This window comes from Streptomyces sp. NPDC008317 (assembly GCF_042955955.1).
Taxonomy (GTDB): domain Bacteria; phylum Actinomycetota; class Actinomycetes; order Streptomycetales; family Streptomycetaceae; genus Actinacidiphila.
In genome coordinates this window covers 395,186-409,304 of sequence record NZ_JBIBFQ010000001.1, presented here as the reverse complement: position 1 = coordinate 409,304, position 14,119 = coordinate 395,186, and the positions used below count along the sequence as shown (strand labels likewise).

The window sequence follows — 14,119 nt, the reverse complement described above, 5'->3', positions numbered from 1 at the left end:
GGTGTCAGTACCGCCGGTCACCCGGGTAGTAGCGCTCCTCGACGGGCGGGATGTCGCCGTCGGCCGTCGGGGGAATCCGGCGGCGCTTGAAGATGCTGACGTAAGCGGCGAGTCCGATGATGCCGACGGCCATCATGATCAGGCCGAGCAGATCCATGTTGACGCCCTTGGCGTGCCAGTCGGTGGCGAACGTGATGATCGCACCGACCGCGATCAGAATGATGCAGCCTCCGATGCCCACAATTACCGCTTCCTTTGGCCTAGTTGTGCTCCGGCGTTCTGAAGCAGCGCCTACCCCGGACCTCGGGGCACAAGCAGGCGCATCGGGTCGCGGGCGGGCCGGGGCGCGGCCCCGGCCCGCAAGCAGGCCCCGGAAGGCCCCGGGAAGCAGGCCCCGGAGTCAGGCCGCCAGGAAGGCCGTCAGGGCGCTGGCCAGCAGATGCGGGTCGTCGGCGCCGGACATCTCGCGGGCCGAGTGCATCGAGAGGATCGGCACCCCGACGTCGACCGTGGTGATGCCGTGCCGGGCGGAGGTGATCGGGCCGATCGTCGTCCCGCAGGGCATCGAGTTGTTCGACACGAAGTGCTGGTAGGGGACGCCCGCGGTGTCGCAGGCCGCCGCGAAGACGCCGCGGCCGGTGCCGTCGGTGGCGTACCGCTGGTTGACGTTGGTCTTCAGGATCGGGCCGCCGTTGGCGCGCGGGTGGTGCGTCGGGTCGTGCCGCTCGGCGTAGTTGGGGTGCACGGCGTGGCCGGAGTCCGACGAGACGCAGACGCTCGCGGCCAGCGCGCGCTGCCGCTCCTCGAAGCCGCCGCCGCGCGCGTGCACCGAGCGGCTGAGGACGTTGCCGAGCAGCGGGCCCTGGGCGCCGGTGTCGGACTGGCTGCCGTTCTCCTCGTGGTCGAAGGCGGCGAGCACCGGGATGTACGTGAGGTCCTGGCCGCCCGCCGCGGCGGCCAGCGCGGCGGCGCCCGCGTGCACCGACAGCAGATTGTCCAGCCGGGGGCAGGCGAACAGCTCCTCGTCGCGCCCGAGGAAGGCGGGCGGCTGTGTGTCGTGCGTCATCAGGTCCCAGCCGACGACGTCCTCCGGGTCGAGGTCCGCCCGCTCGGCGAGGTAGCCGATCAGGTCGCCGTCCTGCGCGTCGCCCAGGCCCCACACCGGCTGGAGGTGGCGCTGCTTGTCCAGCGTCAGCCCGTCGTTCACGCCCCGGTCCAGGTGGATCGCGAGCTGCGGCACCCGCAGCAGCGGGCGGTCGGTCGCGACCAGCCGCGTACTGCCGTCGCGCAGCGTCAGCCGGCCCGCCAGGCCCAGGTCCCGGTCCAGCCAGCTGTTCAGCAGCGGGCCGCCGTAGATCTCCACCGCCACCTGGCGCCAGCCCTGCGACCCCATGTCCGGGCGCGGCTTCACCCGCAGATTCGGCGAGTCCGTGTGCGCGCCGACGATCCTGAACGGTGTCTCCGGCCGTGCGCCGTCCGGCACGAACCACGCCACCACCGCGCCCCCGCGCAGCACATACCGCCCGCCCGGCTCGGCCCCCCACTTCTCCGTCTCCGTCACCCGCCGGAACCCGGCCCCCTCCAGCCGCTCCGCCACGGTCGCCACCGCGTGGTACGGCGTCGGACTCGCCTGCACGAAGGCGGCCAGATCTTCGGTGTGCTTACGGCCAAACGCCGGACGCTGAGAGCTCATGCCCTCAGCTTAGTTTTCGGCCATATGGCTCGCCCCGTGAGGGGCGCGGGGAGCTGCGCGAGCAACCCCGCCCCGGCGGGCAGTCCGGCGACCACCGGACTGCCCGCCGGGGCGGGTGAGAAGGAGTCCCCGTGGGCGGGTCAGAAGGAGTCCTCCGGGAGGTCCATGAGGCCGAGGTCGACGGATTCGGCCAGGGACCGAGCCGTTCCCACGCCGGGAAGGACGTTGGCGGCGAAGAACTTCGCGGCGGCGACCTTCCCCGCGTAGAAGGCGGCGTCCTTGGCGGAGGCCCCGGAGAGCTTCTCGGCGGCCACGCCGGCCCCGCGCAGGAGCAGGTACCCGATGACCACGTCACCGGAGGCGAGCAGCAGCCGCGTGGTGTTGAGCCCCACCTTGTAGATCGAGCGGACGTCCTGCTCGGTGGCCGAAAGGTCCGTGAGCATGGCGCCGACGATCGCCTCCAGGTCCACCGCCGCCTTGGCGAGCTGGTCGCGGGCGGCGGCCAGGTCCTCCCCGCCCGTGGCCTCGGCGAGGAACTTCTTGATCTCCTCGCTGAGCGCCGTCATGGCCTGCCCCTGGTCGCGGACGATCTTCCGGAAGAAGTAGTCCTGCCCCTGGATGGCGGTGGTGCCCTCGTAGAGCGTGTCGATCTTGGCGTCCCGGATGTACTGCTCGATCGGGTACTCCTGGAGGTACCCGGAGCCGCCGAAGGTCTGGAGGGACTGGGCGAGCTGCTCGTACGACTTCTCGGAGCCGTAGCCCTTGACGATCGGCAGCAGCAGGTCGTTGAGCCCGTGCAGCCTCGTGGCGTCCTCACCGGCCGCCTCCGCGACCTGGATGGCGTCCTGCACGGAGGCGGTGTAGAGCACCAGCGCCCGCATGCCCTCGGCGTACGCCTTCTGCGTCATGAGCGAGCGGCGGACGTCGGGGTGGTGGGTGATGGTGACCTTGGGCGCGGTCTTGTCCATGAACTGCGCGAGGTCCGGGCCCTGCACGCGCTCCTTGGCGTACTCCAGCGCGTTCAGGTAGCCGGTGGAGAGCGTCGCGATGGCCTTCGTGCCGACCATCATGCGGGCGAATTCGATGATCCGGAACATCTGCCGGATGCCGTCGTGCTTCTCGCCGATCAGCCAGCCCTTGGCGGGGAGCCCGTCGCCGAAGGTCATCTCGCAGGTGTTGGACGCCTTCAGGCCCATCTTGTGCTCGACGTTGGTGGCGTAGACGCCGTTGCGCTCGCCCAGCTCGCCGGTCTCGAAGTCGAACTCGTACTTCGGGACCATGAACAGCGACAGGCCCTTGGTGCCGGGTCCCGCGCCCTCGGGGCGGGCCAGCACGTAGTGGATGATGTTCTCGGACATGTCGTGCTCGCCCGAGGTGATGAAGCGCTTGACGCCCTCGATGTGCCAGGTGCCGTCGTCCTGCTTGACCGCCTTCGTGCGGCCCGCGCCGACGTCGGAGCCCGCGTCGGGCTCGGTGAGGACCATGGTGGAGCCCCACTGCTTGTCGACCATGAGCGCGGCGATCTTCTTCTGCTCCTCGGTGCCCTCCTCGTAGAGGATTCCGGCGAAGGCCGGGCCGGAGGAGTACATCCACACGGCGGGGTTGGCGCCCAGCACCAGCTCCGCGTAGGACCAGATCAGGGAGCGCGGCGCGGTGGTGCCGCCGATCTCCTCGGGCAGGCCGAGCCGCCAGTACTCGGCGTCCATGAAGGTCTGGTAGCTCTTCTTGAAGGACTCGGGCACCGGGGCGGTGTTGGTCTTCGGGTCGAAGACCGGCGGGTTGCGGTCGGCGTCGGCGAAGGACTCCGCCAGCTCGTTCTCCGCCATGCGCGCCAGCTCGGCGAGGACGTCCTTCGCGGTCTCCACGTCCATCTCGGCGAACGGACCCGTGCCGTAGAGCTGGTCGCGGCCGAGCACCTCGAAGAGGTTGAACTCGATGTCGCGGAGGTTCGACTTGTAGTGGCCCATGACGTCGGCTCCGTATCGCAAGTGGGGTGGTCGTGGCACTCGTGGAAAATAATGCTACCCGTCGGTAATAAGAAGCAACCCCGGAAGGGTCGGATGTGACCGTTTCCTCGTCCCGGGGGCCGTTACTCTTGAGGCCGTGTACGGCTACGAGCAGAGCGTGAATCCCGGACCCGGCCCGGTCCAGGGCGCCGCACCCATGCCCGGTGGCTATCCGGAGCCCTCCCCGCCGTCCCTGGCCGACGCGGTCCGCGCCTTCACCACGGGTTCGATGGCCGCCGAGGACTTCCAGGCGATCTTCGCCACGTCCAAGGTGTACTGCCCGCGCGGCGACAATCCGGGCTTCCTGGCGCTGCACGACACCCAGCAGCCGGTCATCCCGATGTTCACCTCCCTGAAGGAGCTGCGGCGGTACGCGGGCAAGGAGTCCAAGTTCTTCGTGATCACCGGCGCCGAGGTGCTGGACCTGCTGCCCACCGGCTACGGCTTCGTGCTGGACATCGACGGCCAGCATCGCATGGTCTTCGACGCCAAGGCGGTCGAGCAGATGGTCGACTTCACGATGCGCCGGATGTACGGCTGAGGCTGCCCGGCGGCACGCCTGAGACCGTACGGCGGCGCGCCTGAGACCGTACGGCGGTACGCCTGAGACCGTACGGGCGCACGTCCCGGCTCGTACGCCCGCGCTTTCGATCTTCCCCTCCGGTGAGTGCTGGAATAGTCACGCCTTGCGAGATGTTCAGTGTTCAACTACTTTGGAACCGGAGCATCCCGAAGGAGGCAGTCATGCCCGCCGTGACCGTAGAGAACCCGCTGACCCTGCCGCGTGTGAGCGCGCCCGACGACGCCCAGCCCCGCAAGGCGCTACAGGTGTCCACCGCCCCGAGCGGTTTCGAGGGGGAGGGCTTCCCCGTGCGCCGCGCCTTCGCGGGCATCGACTACCGCAACCTCGACCCGTTCATCATGATGGACCAGATGGGTGAGGTGGAGTACGCGCCGGGAGAGCCCAAGGGCACCCCCTGGCACCCGCACCGCGGCTTCGAGACCGTCACGTACATCATGGACGGCACCTTCATCCACCAGGACTCGCACGGCGGTGGCGGCACGATCACCAACGGCGACACCCAGTGGATGACCGCCGGGTCCGGTCTGCTGCACATCGAGACCCCGCCGGAGTCGCTGGTCACCAGCGGCGGCCTCTTCCACGGCCTCCAGCTCTGGGTGAACCTGCCGAAGGCCGACAAGATGATGCCGCCCAAGTACCAGGACATCCGGGCGGGCGGCCTGAAGCTGCTCACCTCGGGTGACGGCGGCGCGCTGATCCGGCTGATCGCCGGTGACCTCGCGGGCCACGAGGGCCCCGGCGCCACCCACACCCCGATCACGATGATCCACGTCTCGGTGAACCCCGGCGCCTCGGTGACCCTGCCCTGGCGCGCCGACTTCAACGCCCTCGCCTACGGCCTCGCCGGCCGCGGCTTCGCGGGCCCCGACGCCCGCCCCTTCCGTATGGGCCAGGCCGTCGTCTTCGGCAAGGGAGACTCCCTCACCATCCGCGCGGACGAGACCCAGGAGTCCCGCTCGCCCAACTTCGAGGTCGTCCTGCTCGGCGGCCTCCCGATCCGCGAGCCGATGATGCAGTACGGCCCCTTCGTCATGAACACCCACGCCGAACTGGCCCAGGCGTTCGACGACTTCCAGGCCGGTCGCCTCGGCACGATCCCCGCCGACACGGCCCTCGGCCGCTAGCCGGTCCGCCCCGGCGGCCCGGACGGTGCGCCGGGCCGCGCGCCGGGCGGTGTGTCGAGCAGGCCCGCGGCGGTCAGCTCGCCGAGCGCCAGCCGGACGGCCGCGGTGTCGGCCGGGGGCCGGACGCGCGCGACGGCCGCGGTGAGGTCGGTGAGCGTGCGGGTGCCGTCGGCGAGGAGGTAGACCGCGGCGGACTGCGGGCCGAGAAGGTGTCCCTGCTCGGCCCGCTCGTCGTAGACGGCCAGGCGGCCGTCCGCGAGGGACTTGACGCGCAGCCCGTCACGGCGGGCCTGGGGCGAGTTCACCGGGCGGGCGCTCCTTCGGGTGCCTTCGCGGGGACGGTTCAGAGGGCGAACTGGTCGCGCAGGTCCTCCGCCACCAGGTGGATCTGGTCGGTCTGGGCGGCGACGACGGGGACGGTCCGGTAGCAGTCGGGCCGGTCCCAGGCGGCGAGGTACTGGTCGATCGCGGTGTGGCGCCGGATCCAGGCGGTCATGCCGTCGACGGTGTCCGGGAGTTCGTCGAGCAGGTCGGTGAAGACATCGCGGTGGTACGCGATGGCGTGGGCGGTGGTGATCCCGGTGACGGGCTCGATGTGTCCGCAGTTCTCCGCGCGCGGGAAGGTCCGGCCCCAGTCGGCGCCGCCGAGGTAGAGCAACGACCAGGGCCGTGACCCGAGTTCGGCCAGGGCGCGGCGCAGGACCCACGTGGTGCCGTGCAGGAAGACCGCGTCGTCCTCCAGGACCAGCAGGGACTCCAGGCCGTCAATGTGGGCCTGCTGGATGGCCCGGCGGTGGGAGAGGGCGCAGCCGATGTGGTGGTTGACGGGGGTCGCCGTGGCCGACAGGCGGTGGACGCGCGCGGCGGGGATCTCCAGCGCGCCGAGCCGCCGTCGCACGGTCTCCCAGCGGTCGGGCCGGTCGTCGAGGTTGATGCAGGTGATGCCGTCGAAGGCGGTGAAGGGGCTGCGTGTCTCGGTCCGGTAGTCGGCCAGGCCCTGGCGGACGGCTGTTTCGCCCAGGATCGAGGTGAAGTGGCCGACGGCCTCGCCGGCGCTCTGGCCGAGTTCGTCGAAGCCGATCAGGTAGTTGCGCAGGCGCTGGTACCAGTCCTGGGTGATGTGGCCGGGGCGCGGCGCGTCGAAGCGGTGCGTCCAGCGCAGGGCGGGCAGGCACAAGGTGGTGTGGCCGGAGCGGCGGAACTTCTCGTGCAGGTGGCCCTCTTCGCCGCCGTGGCCGGTGAAGGCGGGGTTGAGCCCTGGCCAGGCTTTCGTTCGGCAGGCGAACAGGCCGAGGCCCTGCATCCCGATCTCGAAGGCGGGAGCGTCGGGGTCGGTGCCGCGCGGGTCGGTGGCCCAGACCCCGTACATGAACCGTTCCCAGCGCGGTTCCCAGTGGGTGGACACCGTGTGCCCGTCGGTGGAGACAAGGGGTCCCTGGAGCAGGTCGCCGCTGTCGGGGTGCTCGTCGATATGGTCCAGCAGGGCGGCCAGCGCCCCGGGCAGCAGCTGGACGTGGGAGTCCACGCACAGCACCCAGTCCGAGACGGCCTCGCGGAAGATCCGGTCGCGGGCGGCGGTGCCCACGCGGCGGTCGTAGGGGACGTAACGCAGTTGGGGGATCTGCTGCTCCAGGCGCTTGAGCGCCCAGGCGTGCGGCCCGGAGGGGTGGTTGTCGACGACCAGGACGCTGACCCGGTCCATCGCCTCCGCGTGGTAGAGCAGCAGGCTCATGACGGTGAAGTACACGCCGTCGTAGTCGTCGTAGGTCGCCATGCCCACGGTGAGGGTGCGCGGTTCCTGTTCGGGTCCCGGGGCGGGGCGCTGACGGAAGCGGTCGGCGGGGGCCGCCACCAACTCGCGCAGGGCCGCCAGGCCCGCCTCGTCCGCGGGCTCGCTCATCGGCCCGACCGTGCGTGCTGCGCGGTGATCTCGCGCAGGCCGCGCACTTCGGCGGTCAGTTCGTCGATGCGCCGGTTCAGGGCCTGGATGCAGACCATGGCGACGCCGTTGGCGTCGACGAGCGGGATCACGCTGGTGTTGGCGTGCTGGAAGTCGAAGGCGGCGTGCCAGTCCTGGGACATCGGACCGATGTGGCGTACGTGCTCCGGCTCCCAGAGGTAGCGCCAGGTGCTGACCGGCAGGGCCGCGACGGTCGCCAGCACGTGGTAGCCGTTGACGGCTCCCGTCGAGGTGACCTCGGCGGAAGCGGTCGTTACGGCGGTGTCCGCTGCTGGTGTGGCTGCTACCGGTGTGGCCGCGCCGGAACGGCGGAAAGGCCACACGCTCAGCGGCTCCAGTCGACCGGGACGACGGCGCACTTCAGCCCGCGGTCGCTGCTGGCGGCCATGGTGCAGTCCGTGCCGATGGTGATCGCCGCGTGCGCCGAGGCGGGGGCGTGGATGCCGTCGCCGACCAGCACGGCGGTGTAGCCGTTGAGCAGTTCCTGGACGGTGCCGGGGCCGAAGTTCTCCGAGGCGCTGATGGCGGCGACGCCCTGGTAGTTGGTGTACGCCGAGCCCAGCGCGCGGCCGTTGCTGGTGGAGAACTGGACCAGCGCGCCCGCCAGCGGCCGGCCGGTGACCGCGTCGGTCGCCGTGGCCGAGATGTTCTCCAACTGCATCTGCGTGACGTTCAGCGATCCCTGGGTGGCCGACAGGTTGGCCGGCGACAGACTGGGACAGTCGGTGGTGCCGCAGATCGGCGGCTGGGCCACGGCAGGCGCGGCCGACGCGACGATGGCGCCGAGCGACAGCGTGCTCACGGCGACCGCCGCGAGTCCGGCGAACCTGGTTCCTGAGACCTTCATGTCTTCTCCGACGGGTGCTGCGGCGACGGTTGGTCCGGGTCATTCGACCCCAACGGCCCATCCGTCGCTCTCCGCCAATCGGTACATAGGGGACGACGATCGCATTTTTCGCCCCATCGAGTGACCCCTCCGCCCCGACCTACGTTCGCCCCCTGGTCCGCCTGTACGAGAAGGGTGTCGCCGGTGCCGGAGGAGTGGCTGACCAGCAGGGCCTCGCCGTCGAAGGGCTCCGCGAAGACGGCCGACCGGCTCTCGCTCGACCGGGACGCCCTCACGAGCGAGAACACCACGGCCGTCTACGCCCGTTACGGCATCGACCTGGCCGGCAGCCCCGAACTGCGGGTCGTGACCTGACCCGACGGCGACGGCCGACGGCCGTCGGGGGCTCCTTGACCGCGAGGTGGCCGGCCTACAGCAGGTGGTCGGCCTTGCCGGCCTTGATGTCGGTGATCAGGGTGCGGAGGGCTTCGCGGGTGTCGGTGAGGTATTCGTCCTCGCGGCCGTTGACGGCTATGTAGCCATTGCCGTCGGCGTCGGTGCCGAGGCGGAAGCAGGAGCTGCCTTCGCCGCAGAAGGGGGCTTCCCAGGTGATGTCGGGCATCGGGGTTTGGTCTCCTCGGGGTACGGGCCTGAGCGCGCAGGTCGTGGAGATGTGTCGCGACTACAGCAGGTGGTCGGCCTTGCCGGCCTTGATGTCGGTGATCAGGGTGCGGAGGGCTTCGCGGGTGTCGGTGAGGGGACGGTCTTCTTGGCCGTTGACGGCTATGTAGCCGTTGCCGTCGGCGTCGGTGCCGAGGCGGAAGCAGTTGCTTGCGTCTTGGCAGAAGGGGGCTTCCCAGGTGATGTCGGGCACGGGGGGACTCTCCTAGAGCTGGGACGTGATGGAGTGCACGAGGTCGCGCGTCTTTTCGGGCGGAAGGGCTATGCGTTGCATCTCGTCGAGGTGCAGTCGGTACTTGCACAAGTGCGCCTCGGTGTGCAGGAATTCGCCGACCGTGGCGCGGTCCAGCAGGGCCGTGTCCAAGCGGGCGACCTGGCCGCGGGCGTAGAGGATGGACTGGCCCGAGCCGGGAAAGGCACCGGCGGAGAACGGGATGGCCTGGACCGTGACGTTGTCGCGCTCGGCGGCGGTCATCAGGTGGTTGAGCTGGTCGCGCAGGACCGCGCGCCCGCCCACCTCGGTACGGAGGACACCCTCGTGGACGACGAGTTCGTACGCCGGGGCGTCCTGCCGGTCGATCGCCTCGTGGCGTTGGACGCGGTGGGCGACCCTGGCCTCGTACTCGGCCGGGGGCAACGCCGGGATGGCGGCGTCGAAGAGGGCGCGGGCGTAAGCCTCGGTCTGGAACTGGCCGGGCATGTGGGTCATCGTGCTGACGCGCAAGCCCTGGGCGTGCCACTCCAGTTCGGCGATGTCGAGGAAGGTCGACGGCAGGACGTCCTCGTACGCCTCCCACCAGCCGCGCACGCGGTCGCCGCACATCGCCACCAGCGCGTCGATCAGCGCTTGGTCGGTGCACTCGTAGACGAAGGCGATCCGGCGCACCCGTTCGGGACTCGTCCCGTGCCGACCGGCCTCGGTGCTGGAGATGACGGTCCGCTTCGTGTCCAGCAGGGCGGCCGCCTGCTCGGTGGACAGTCCCGCGTCCTCCCGTAGCTTGCGGAGCTCCGCACCCAGACGCTGCTGGCGTGCTGTCGGGTTGCTTCTCGGCGGCATGGGCTCCCTCCCCTCCGTGGCCCAGTCTGCCTTGCGGTGAGAAGCCCGGTCCAACGGGTCATCGGCGAATAGGTAGCACACGTACCCCCGATGCCCTACCGTAGTAGCGCGCAGCTACGCACAACTACGTCGGAAGCGCACCGCGAGTGACGGCGGCATGCCACCGGCGAACCCTCAAGACGCCACAAGACCCCTTCGACGCAACGGAGTTCGTCATGCCTGAAATCCCCCGCTTACCAGCACTCTGGCGCTTCCCGGCGCGGCCGGAGTCCGTGCGCCGGGCGCGGCACGCCGTCGCGGAGGCGCTCCCTCGTGGAGTGGAGCCCCAACTGGCCGCGGATCTCGGGTTGGTGACCAGTGAGCTGGTCACGAACGCCGTGCGGCACGGGGACCGGTGCGAGGAGGACGCGGTCATCGAGCTGGTGCTGTGGCCCGCCGACGGGCACTACTGGGTGGCGGTGTCCGACGGCGGGCCGGAGAAGCCGGAGTTGGCCGAGGCCGGGCCGGAGAGCGAGGGCGGAAGGGGGCTGGTGCTCATCGACGCCCTCGCCGAGGTCTGGGGAGTCGTGCCGCGCCCGGTGCGCGGGAAGTCGGTGGTCGCCGGGCTCAGCGACGTCAGCCGGTCGAGGCCGGGCGGGCTTCGGACAGGCGGTTGGCCTGGTGGGTGAGCGCGCGGCGCAGGATCGGCGTCAAGGGGCGTTCGACCAGGCGGTAGATGAGGTAGGCGAGCAGCAGCATCGAGCCGATGGCGAGGGCGAGTACGCCGTAGTTCGGTATGCCGGTGTGGGCCTTCAGCTTCTCGATGACGAGCGTGCCCAGGATCTCGTGGACCAGGTAGAAGGGGTACGTCAGGGCGCCCGCCGTGGTCAGCCAGCGCCAGTCGACGTCGGCGACGCGGCGCACGAGCGTCACCGCGGCGATGGCGGCGAAGCCCGCGGCGACCAGGGCGATGACGACGGTCGGCGAGCGGTGGAAGGTGACGGCCACACCGGGCTTGGGGACGAGGCCCAGGACCGCGTAGTGCTGGCCGAGCAGGAAGCCGGTCGCGACGACGCCCCAGGTCAGCATTTCGTGGCCGAAGCGGCGCAGCAGGTAGAGGCCGATGCCGCCGATGAAGAAGGGCGCGTACTCGGGCATCAGGGCCAGCTTGAGGAACTCCTGGCCGGAGGAGTCCGCGTACAGGGCGCCGATCGTCCACAGGGCGCAGAAGGCCAGGACGCGCTTGCGGGTGGCGCCGCGCCACAGGACGGTGACGGCGAAGAGCACGTAGAAGCGCATCTCGGCCCACAGCGTCCAGGAGACGCCCAGGACGCGCTCGGAGCCCGCCGGGGTCTGGAGCATCGTGAAGTTGGTGAGCAGGTCGGTGCGCGAGACGGTCTTGTAGCCGAGGACGAACAGGACGACGGTCACCAGGATCAGCGCCGCCCAGTAGGCCGGGTACAGGCGGCTGATCCGGGAGATCGCGAACGCCTTGACGCTGCGGCCCCAGCCGCTCATGCAGATCACGAAGCCGCTGATGATGAAGAAGAACTGCACGCCCAGCGGTCCGTACGCGGCGGCGTGCGACAGGTGCGGGAAGATCTCCAGCGGCTGTCCGCGCCACGCTCCGCTGCCCCGGAAGGCCAGGTGGTAGATCGCCACCATGAGCGCGGCCACCAGCCGCAGCCCGTCCAGCGCCCGCAACCGGCCCTTCCCGCCGCCGCGCGGTGCCGGTGCGGCGGACGCCGCCGGTACGTGGCCGGGCGACGTCGGGTCGCCGGGCGCGGTCGGGTCGCCGGGCGACGTCGGATCGTCCGTGGGTGCGGGGAGTTTCAGGCTCATCCCAGTGCTGCCTTTTCGCCGGCGTGAGTGTCAGGGCGCGCGGTCGGCCGTACGATCGCCCGTCACGTAGGCGTTCAGGCTAGGTGGAGGCACCGGCTCCACGGGGCGTTGGAGCGGGCCCAACCGCTCTGTGCGACCAGTGTTTTCCTCCGTTTCACGGCCGGTTCACACGACCGTGACGGATTCGCGTCCGCGGCCGACCCCGCCCCCCCCGCCGGGCGGTCACCCGATCGACGGGCTCGTCGCCTCGTACAGCTCGAACCAGATGGACTTGCCGTCGCCGCGCGGGTCGACGCCCCAGGCGTCGGCGAGCTCCTCGATGAGCATCAGGCCGCGGCCTGAGGAGGCCATCTCGCCGGGGGAGCGGCGGTGCGGCATGTCGTCGGAGCGGTCGCCGACCTCGACGTGGAGGCGGCGGGTGCCGGGCATGCCGGTGACCATGGCGGTCAGTACGGCGTCCTCGTCGGTGTGCACCAGCACGTTGGTGACCAGTTCGGAGACGAGCAGGACGGCGGACTCGACCTGGTCGGCCGAGGTCCAGTCGTGCAGCAGGGCACGGATGTCGTCGCGGGTGGCGCGGATGCGGCCCGGGTCGGTCTGCGAGACGGTCAGCACCGCGCGGCGGACCGGGACCGCGCAGGTCGGGCCGTCGGGGTCGCGGCGCAGCAGGACCAGCGCGATGTCGTCCTCGCGGCGGTCGGCCAGCGGCCCGGTGGTGTGGTGGGAGGCGGGCCCGTGCACCGCGCGGATCAGGGAGTCGGCCAGCTCCTCCAGATCGCCCGCGGGCCCGGCCTCCAGCACATCGCGCAGCCGCTGCCAGCCGGTCTCCAGGTCGTGGCCGCCGGTCTCGATCAGGCCGTCGGTGCACAGCAGCAGCACCTCGCCGGGCTCCAGGACCAGCCGGGTCGTCGGGTAGTCGGTGTCCGGCTCGATGCCCAGCGGCAGGCCGCCCGCCGTACGCCGGACGATCGTCGTACCGTCGCCGAGCCGGATCGCGGGCTCCGGGTGCCCGGCGCGCACCACGTCGAGCGTGCCGGTCAGCGGGTCGGCCTCCAGATAGAGGCAGGTCGCGAAGCGTACGTCGGCGGACTCGTCGGCGCTCAGCCCCTCGTGCAGGCCGTCGCGCAGCCCGTCCGCCGGCCCGTCGGGGAGCCCGTCGTGCAGCCCCGCCAGAAAGCGGGAGGTGCGCGAGAGCACCGCGTCCGGGTGGTGGCCCTCGGCCGCGTAGGCGCGCAGCGCGATCCGCAGCTGGCCCATGATCCCCGCGGCCCGTACGTCGTGGCCCTGGACGTCGCCGATGACGATCGCGGTTCGGCCCGACGGCAGCCCGATCACGTCGTACCAGTCGCCGCCGACCTGGAGGCCGCCGCCGGTCGGCACATACCGGGCGGCCACCGCCATGCCCTCGATGCCGGGCCTGCGCGCGGGCAGCATCGTGCGCTGGAGGCCGTCGGTCAGGGCGCGCTCCGACTCGTGCAGATGCGCGCGGGACAGCGCCTGCGCGAGCATCCGGGCCACGGTGGTGAGCACCGAGCGCTCGTCGGGCGTGAAGGCCACCGGGTCGCGGAAGGCCGCCATCCAGGCGCCGATCGTGGACCCGGCCACGACCAGCGGGAGATACGCCCAGGAGGAGCGGCCGAACGGTTTCACCAGCGGCCAGGTGACCGGGAAGCGGTCCTCGTACGCGGCCGGCGACGGCAGATAGACCGCCTGGCCGGTACGGACCACCAGCGCGGCCGGGTAGTCGGTGTCCAGCGGCATGTCGAGGAAGGGGTCCTCGGTGCCCGCCGCCTGCCCGTGGTGCCCGATCACCGACAGCCGGTCGCCGTCCGTGCCGAAGACGGCGAGGCCGTCGGGCGAGAAACCCGGCATCGACAAGGTGGCCGCCACCCGCAGCACCTCGGCGGTGGAGTCGGCCTCGGCCAGCGCGCGCCCCGCGTCCAGCAGGAACGCCTCCCTGGCCCGCCGCCAGCCGCCGCCCGCCTGCGCCGCCGCCCGTGAGGGGCCGCCGCGCACCTCGTGCAGCGTGCCCGCCATCACCGTGCCCTGCGGGCGCACCCTGGCCCGTACCGTCCGCAGGGTCGCGCCGTCGTCGCCCACCACCCGCACCAGCGCCTCGGCGACCGTGCCCTCCGAGTAGGCCAGCGAGACCGCGCCGGCCAGCGACACGTAATCGGCGGCGTGCAGGCACGCCCGAACGGCGGACGTCCGGTGCTCGGCCGGGCCGCCGGACAGCCCGAGCAGGCGCGCGGCGCGGGCGTCGACCGTCACGGTGCCGGTGGCCTCGTGCCACTGCCACAGCCCGGTACCGACTGCGGCCAGGACGTCCTCGGTGCGCATTGTGCCAGTTTATGAGAATTGGGAGTTT

General features: G+C 71.2%; 16 protein-coding genes. 4 read left to right on the top strand and 12 right to left on the bottom strand.

Annotated features, from left to right (window positions below):
- Positions 1-4 precede the first annotated feature (4 nt).
- From ACFY9V_RS01620 to ACFY9V_RS01610, 3 genes are all read right to left on the bottom strand, one after another.
- A complete protein-coding gene (locus ACFY9V_RS01620) occupies positions 5-241 on the bottom strand; it encodes a hypothetical protein (RefSeq protein WP_188282515.1) in 237 nt (78 codons plus the stop codon).
- 159 nt (positions 242-400) lie between these two features.
- Positions 401-1,693 (bottom strand): M18 family aminopeptidase, encoded by a 1,293-nt coding sequence (locus tag ACFY9V_RS01615; protein ID WP_355339578.1) that lies wholly within the window; start codon positions 1,691-1,693, stop codon positions 401-403.
- A 140-nt stretch (positions 1,694-1,833) separates the two neighbouring features.
- Entirely contained in the window at positions 1,834-3,660 is a 1,827-nt protein-coding gene (locus ACFY9V_RS01610; RefSeq protein WP_391158659.1) for an acyl-CoA dehydrogenase C-terminal domain-containing protein, read from the bottom strand.
- 136 nt (positions 3,661-3,796) lie between these two features.
- Between ACFY9V_RS01610 and ACFY9V_RS01605 the strand changes: the two genes are divergently transcribed.
- Positions 3,797-4,240 carry an SseB family protein gene (locus tag ACFY9V_RS01605; RefSeq protein WP_391041886.1) on the top strand — a complete coding sequence of 148 codons (444 nt, stop codon included), beginning with the start codon at positions 3,797-3,799 and terminating at the stop codon, positions 4,238-4,240.
- A gap of 203 nt (positions 4,241-4,443) precedes the next feature.
- On the top strand, positions 4,444-5,406 hold the full coding sequence (locus ACFY9V_RS01600) for a pirin family protein (protein WP_391158656.1): 963 nt from the start codon (positions 4,444-4,446) through the stop codon (positions 5,404-5,406).
- Here ACFY9V_RS01600 and ACFY9V_RS01595 read toward each other — a convergent pair.
- Genes ACFY9V_RS01595 through ACFY9V_RS01580 form a run of 4 tightly spaced genes read right to left on the bottom strand, consistent with a single transcriptional unit; the run spans position 5,403 to position 8,213 of the window.
- Positions 5,403-5,711 (bottom strand): hypothetical protein, encoded by a 309-nt coding sequence (locus ACFY9V_RS01595; RefSeq protein ID WP_391158653.1) that lies wholly within the window; start codon positions 5,709-5,711, stop codon positions 5,403-5,405. The two genes, ACFY9V_RS01600 and ACFY9V_RS01595, sit on opposite strands and share 4 nt — an antisense overlap.
- Before the next feature lie 38 nt (positions 5,712-5,749).
- Positions 5,750-7,306, bottom strand: coding sequence for a glycosyltransferase (locus ACFY9V_RS01590; RefSeq protein WP_391158651.1), 1,557 nt, complete (start codon positions 7,304-7,306; stop codon positions 5,750-5,752).
- Positions 7,303-7,689: a tail fiber domain-containing protein gene (locus ACFY9V_RS01585; protein ID WP_355339593.1), complete on the bottom strand. Its 387-nt coding sequence runs from the start codon at positions 7,687-7,689 to the stop codon at positions 7,303-7,305. Before ACFY9V_RS01585 ends, ACFY9V_RS01590 begins: the two co-directional genes overlap by 4 nt.
- A gap of 2 nt (positions 7,690-7,691) precedes the next feature.
- Positions 7,692-8,213 carry a hypothetical protein gene (locus tag ACFY9V_RS01580; protein WP_355339595.1) on the bottom strand — a complete coding sequence of 174 codons (522 nt, stop codon included), beginning with the start codon at positions 8,211-8,213 and terminating at the stop codon, positions 7,692-7,694.
- Between the two features lie 183 nt (positions 8,214-8,396).
- Here ACFY9V_RS01580 and ACFY9V_RS01575 point away from each other — a divergent pair, with 183 nt between their 5' ends.
- Positions 8,397-8,567, top strand: a complete 171-nt coding sequence (locus tag ACFY9V_RS01575) for a hypothetical protein (RefSeq protein ID WP_355339598.1) — start codon at positions 8,397-8,399, stop codon at positions 8,565-8,567.
- 55 nt (positions 8,568-8,622) lie between these two features.
- Here the strand turns inward: ACFY9V_RS01575 and ACFY9V_RS01570 are convergent, their stop codons facing one another.
- Genes ACFY9V_RS01570 through ACFY9V_RS01560 form a run of 3 tightly spaced genes read right to left on the bottom strand, consistent with a single transcriptional unit; the run spans position 8,623 to position 9,930 of the window.
- Positions 8,623-8,814 carry a hypothetical protein gene (locus tag ACFY9V_RS01570; RefSeq protein WP_355339601.1) on the bottom strand — a complete coding sequence of 64 codons (192 nt, stop codon included), beginning with the start codon at positions 8,812-8,814 and terminating at the stop codon, positions 8,623-8,625.
- A gap of 60 nt (positions 8,815-8,874) precedes the next feature.
- Positions 8,875-9,066: a hypothetical protein gene (locus ACFY9V_RS01565; protein ID WP_391158647.1), complete on the bottom strand. Its 192-nt coding sequence runs from the start codon at positions 9,064-9,066 to the stop codon at positions 8,875-8,877.
- 12 nt (positions 9,067-9,078) lie between these two features.
- A complete protein-coding gene (locus ACFY9V_RS01560; protein ID WP_391158644.1) occupies positions 9,079-9,930 on the bottom strand; it encodes a Scr1 family TA system antitoxin-like transcriptional regulator in 852 nt (283 codons plus the stop codon).
- Positions 9,931-10,145: 215 nt separating this feature from the next.
- Here ACFY9V_RS01560 and ACFY9V_RS01555 point away from each other — a divergent pair, with 215 nt between their 5' ends.
- The gene (locus ACFY9V_RS01555) at positions 10,146-10,598 is read left to right on the top strand and encodes an ATP-binding protein (RefSeq protein ID WP_391158641.1); all 453 of its coding nucleotides are present in this window, start codon (positions 10,146-10,148) and stop codon (positions 10,596-10,598) included.
- Here ACFY9V_RS01555 and ACFY9V_RS01550 read toward each other — a convergent pair.
- Together ACFY9V_RS01550 and ACFY9V_RS01545 are read right to left on the bottom strand one after the other, a co-directional pair.
- Positions 10,546-11,751, bottom strand: coding sequence for an acyltransferase family protein (locus tag ACFY9V_RS01550; RefSeq protein WP_391158639.1), 1,206 nt, complete (start codon positions 11,749-11,751; stop codon positions 10,546-10,548). The genes ACFY9V_RS01555 and ACFY9V_RS01550 overlap by 53 nt on opposite strands.
- Before the next feature lie 222 nt (positions 11,752-11,973).
- Positions 11,974-14,091, bottom strand: coding sequence for a SpoIIE family protein phosphatase (locus ACFY9V_RS01545; RefSeq protein ID WP_355339615.1), 2,118 nt, complete (start codon positions 14,089-14,091; stop codon positions 11,974-11,976).
- Positions 14,092-14,119: the final 28 nt, after the last annotated feature.

Excerpts from the sequence above, each read along its gene's own strand:
- ACFY9V_RS01615 (WP_355339578.1), bottom strand. The coding sequence starts at position 1,693 with ATGAGCTCTCAGCGTCCGGCGTTTGGCCGTAAGCACACCGAAGATCTG.
- ACFY9V_RS01610 (WP_391158659.1), bottom strand. The coding sequence starts at position 3,660 with ATGGGCCACTACAAGTCGAACCTCCGCGACATCGAGTTCAACCTCTTC.
- ACFY9V_RS01600 (WP_391158656.1), top strand. The coding sequence starts at position 4,444 with ATGCCCGCCGTGACCGTAGAGAACCCGCTGACCCTGCCGCGTGTGAGC.
- ACFY9V_RS01590 (WP_391158651.1), bottom strand. The coding sequence starts at position 7,306 with ATGAGCGAGCCCGCGGACGAGGCGGGCCTGGCGGCCCTGCGCGAGTTG.
- ACFY9V_RS01580 (WP_355339595.1), bottom strand. The coding sequence starts at position 8,213 with ATGAAGGTCTCAGGAACCAGGTTCGCCGGACTCGCGGCGGTCGCCGTG.
- ACFY9V_RS01570 (WP_355339601.1), bottom strand. The coding sequence starts at position 8,814 with ATGCCCGACATCACCTGGGAAGCCCCCTTCTGCGGCGAAGGCAGCTCC.
- ACFY9V_RS01560 (WP_391158644.1), bottom strand. The coding sequence starts at position 9,930 with ATGCCGCCGAGAAGCAACCCGACAGCACGCCAGCAGCGTCTGGGTGCG.
- ACFY9V_RS01555 (WP_391158641.1), top strand. The coding sequence starts at position 10,146 with ATGCCTGAAATCCCCCGCTTACCAGCACTCTGGCGCTTCCCGGCGCGG.
- ACFY9V_RS01550 (WP_391158639.1), bottom strand. The coding sequence starts at position 11,751 with ATGAGCCTGAAACTCCCCGCACCCACGGACGATCCGACGTCGCCCGGC.
- ACFY9V_RS01545 (WP_355339615.1), bottom strand. The coding sequence starts at position 14,091 with ATGCGCACCGAGGACGTCCTGGCCGCAGTCGGTACCGGGCTGTGGCAG.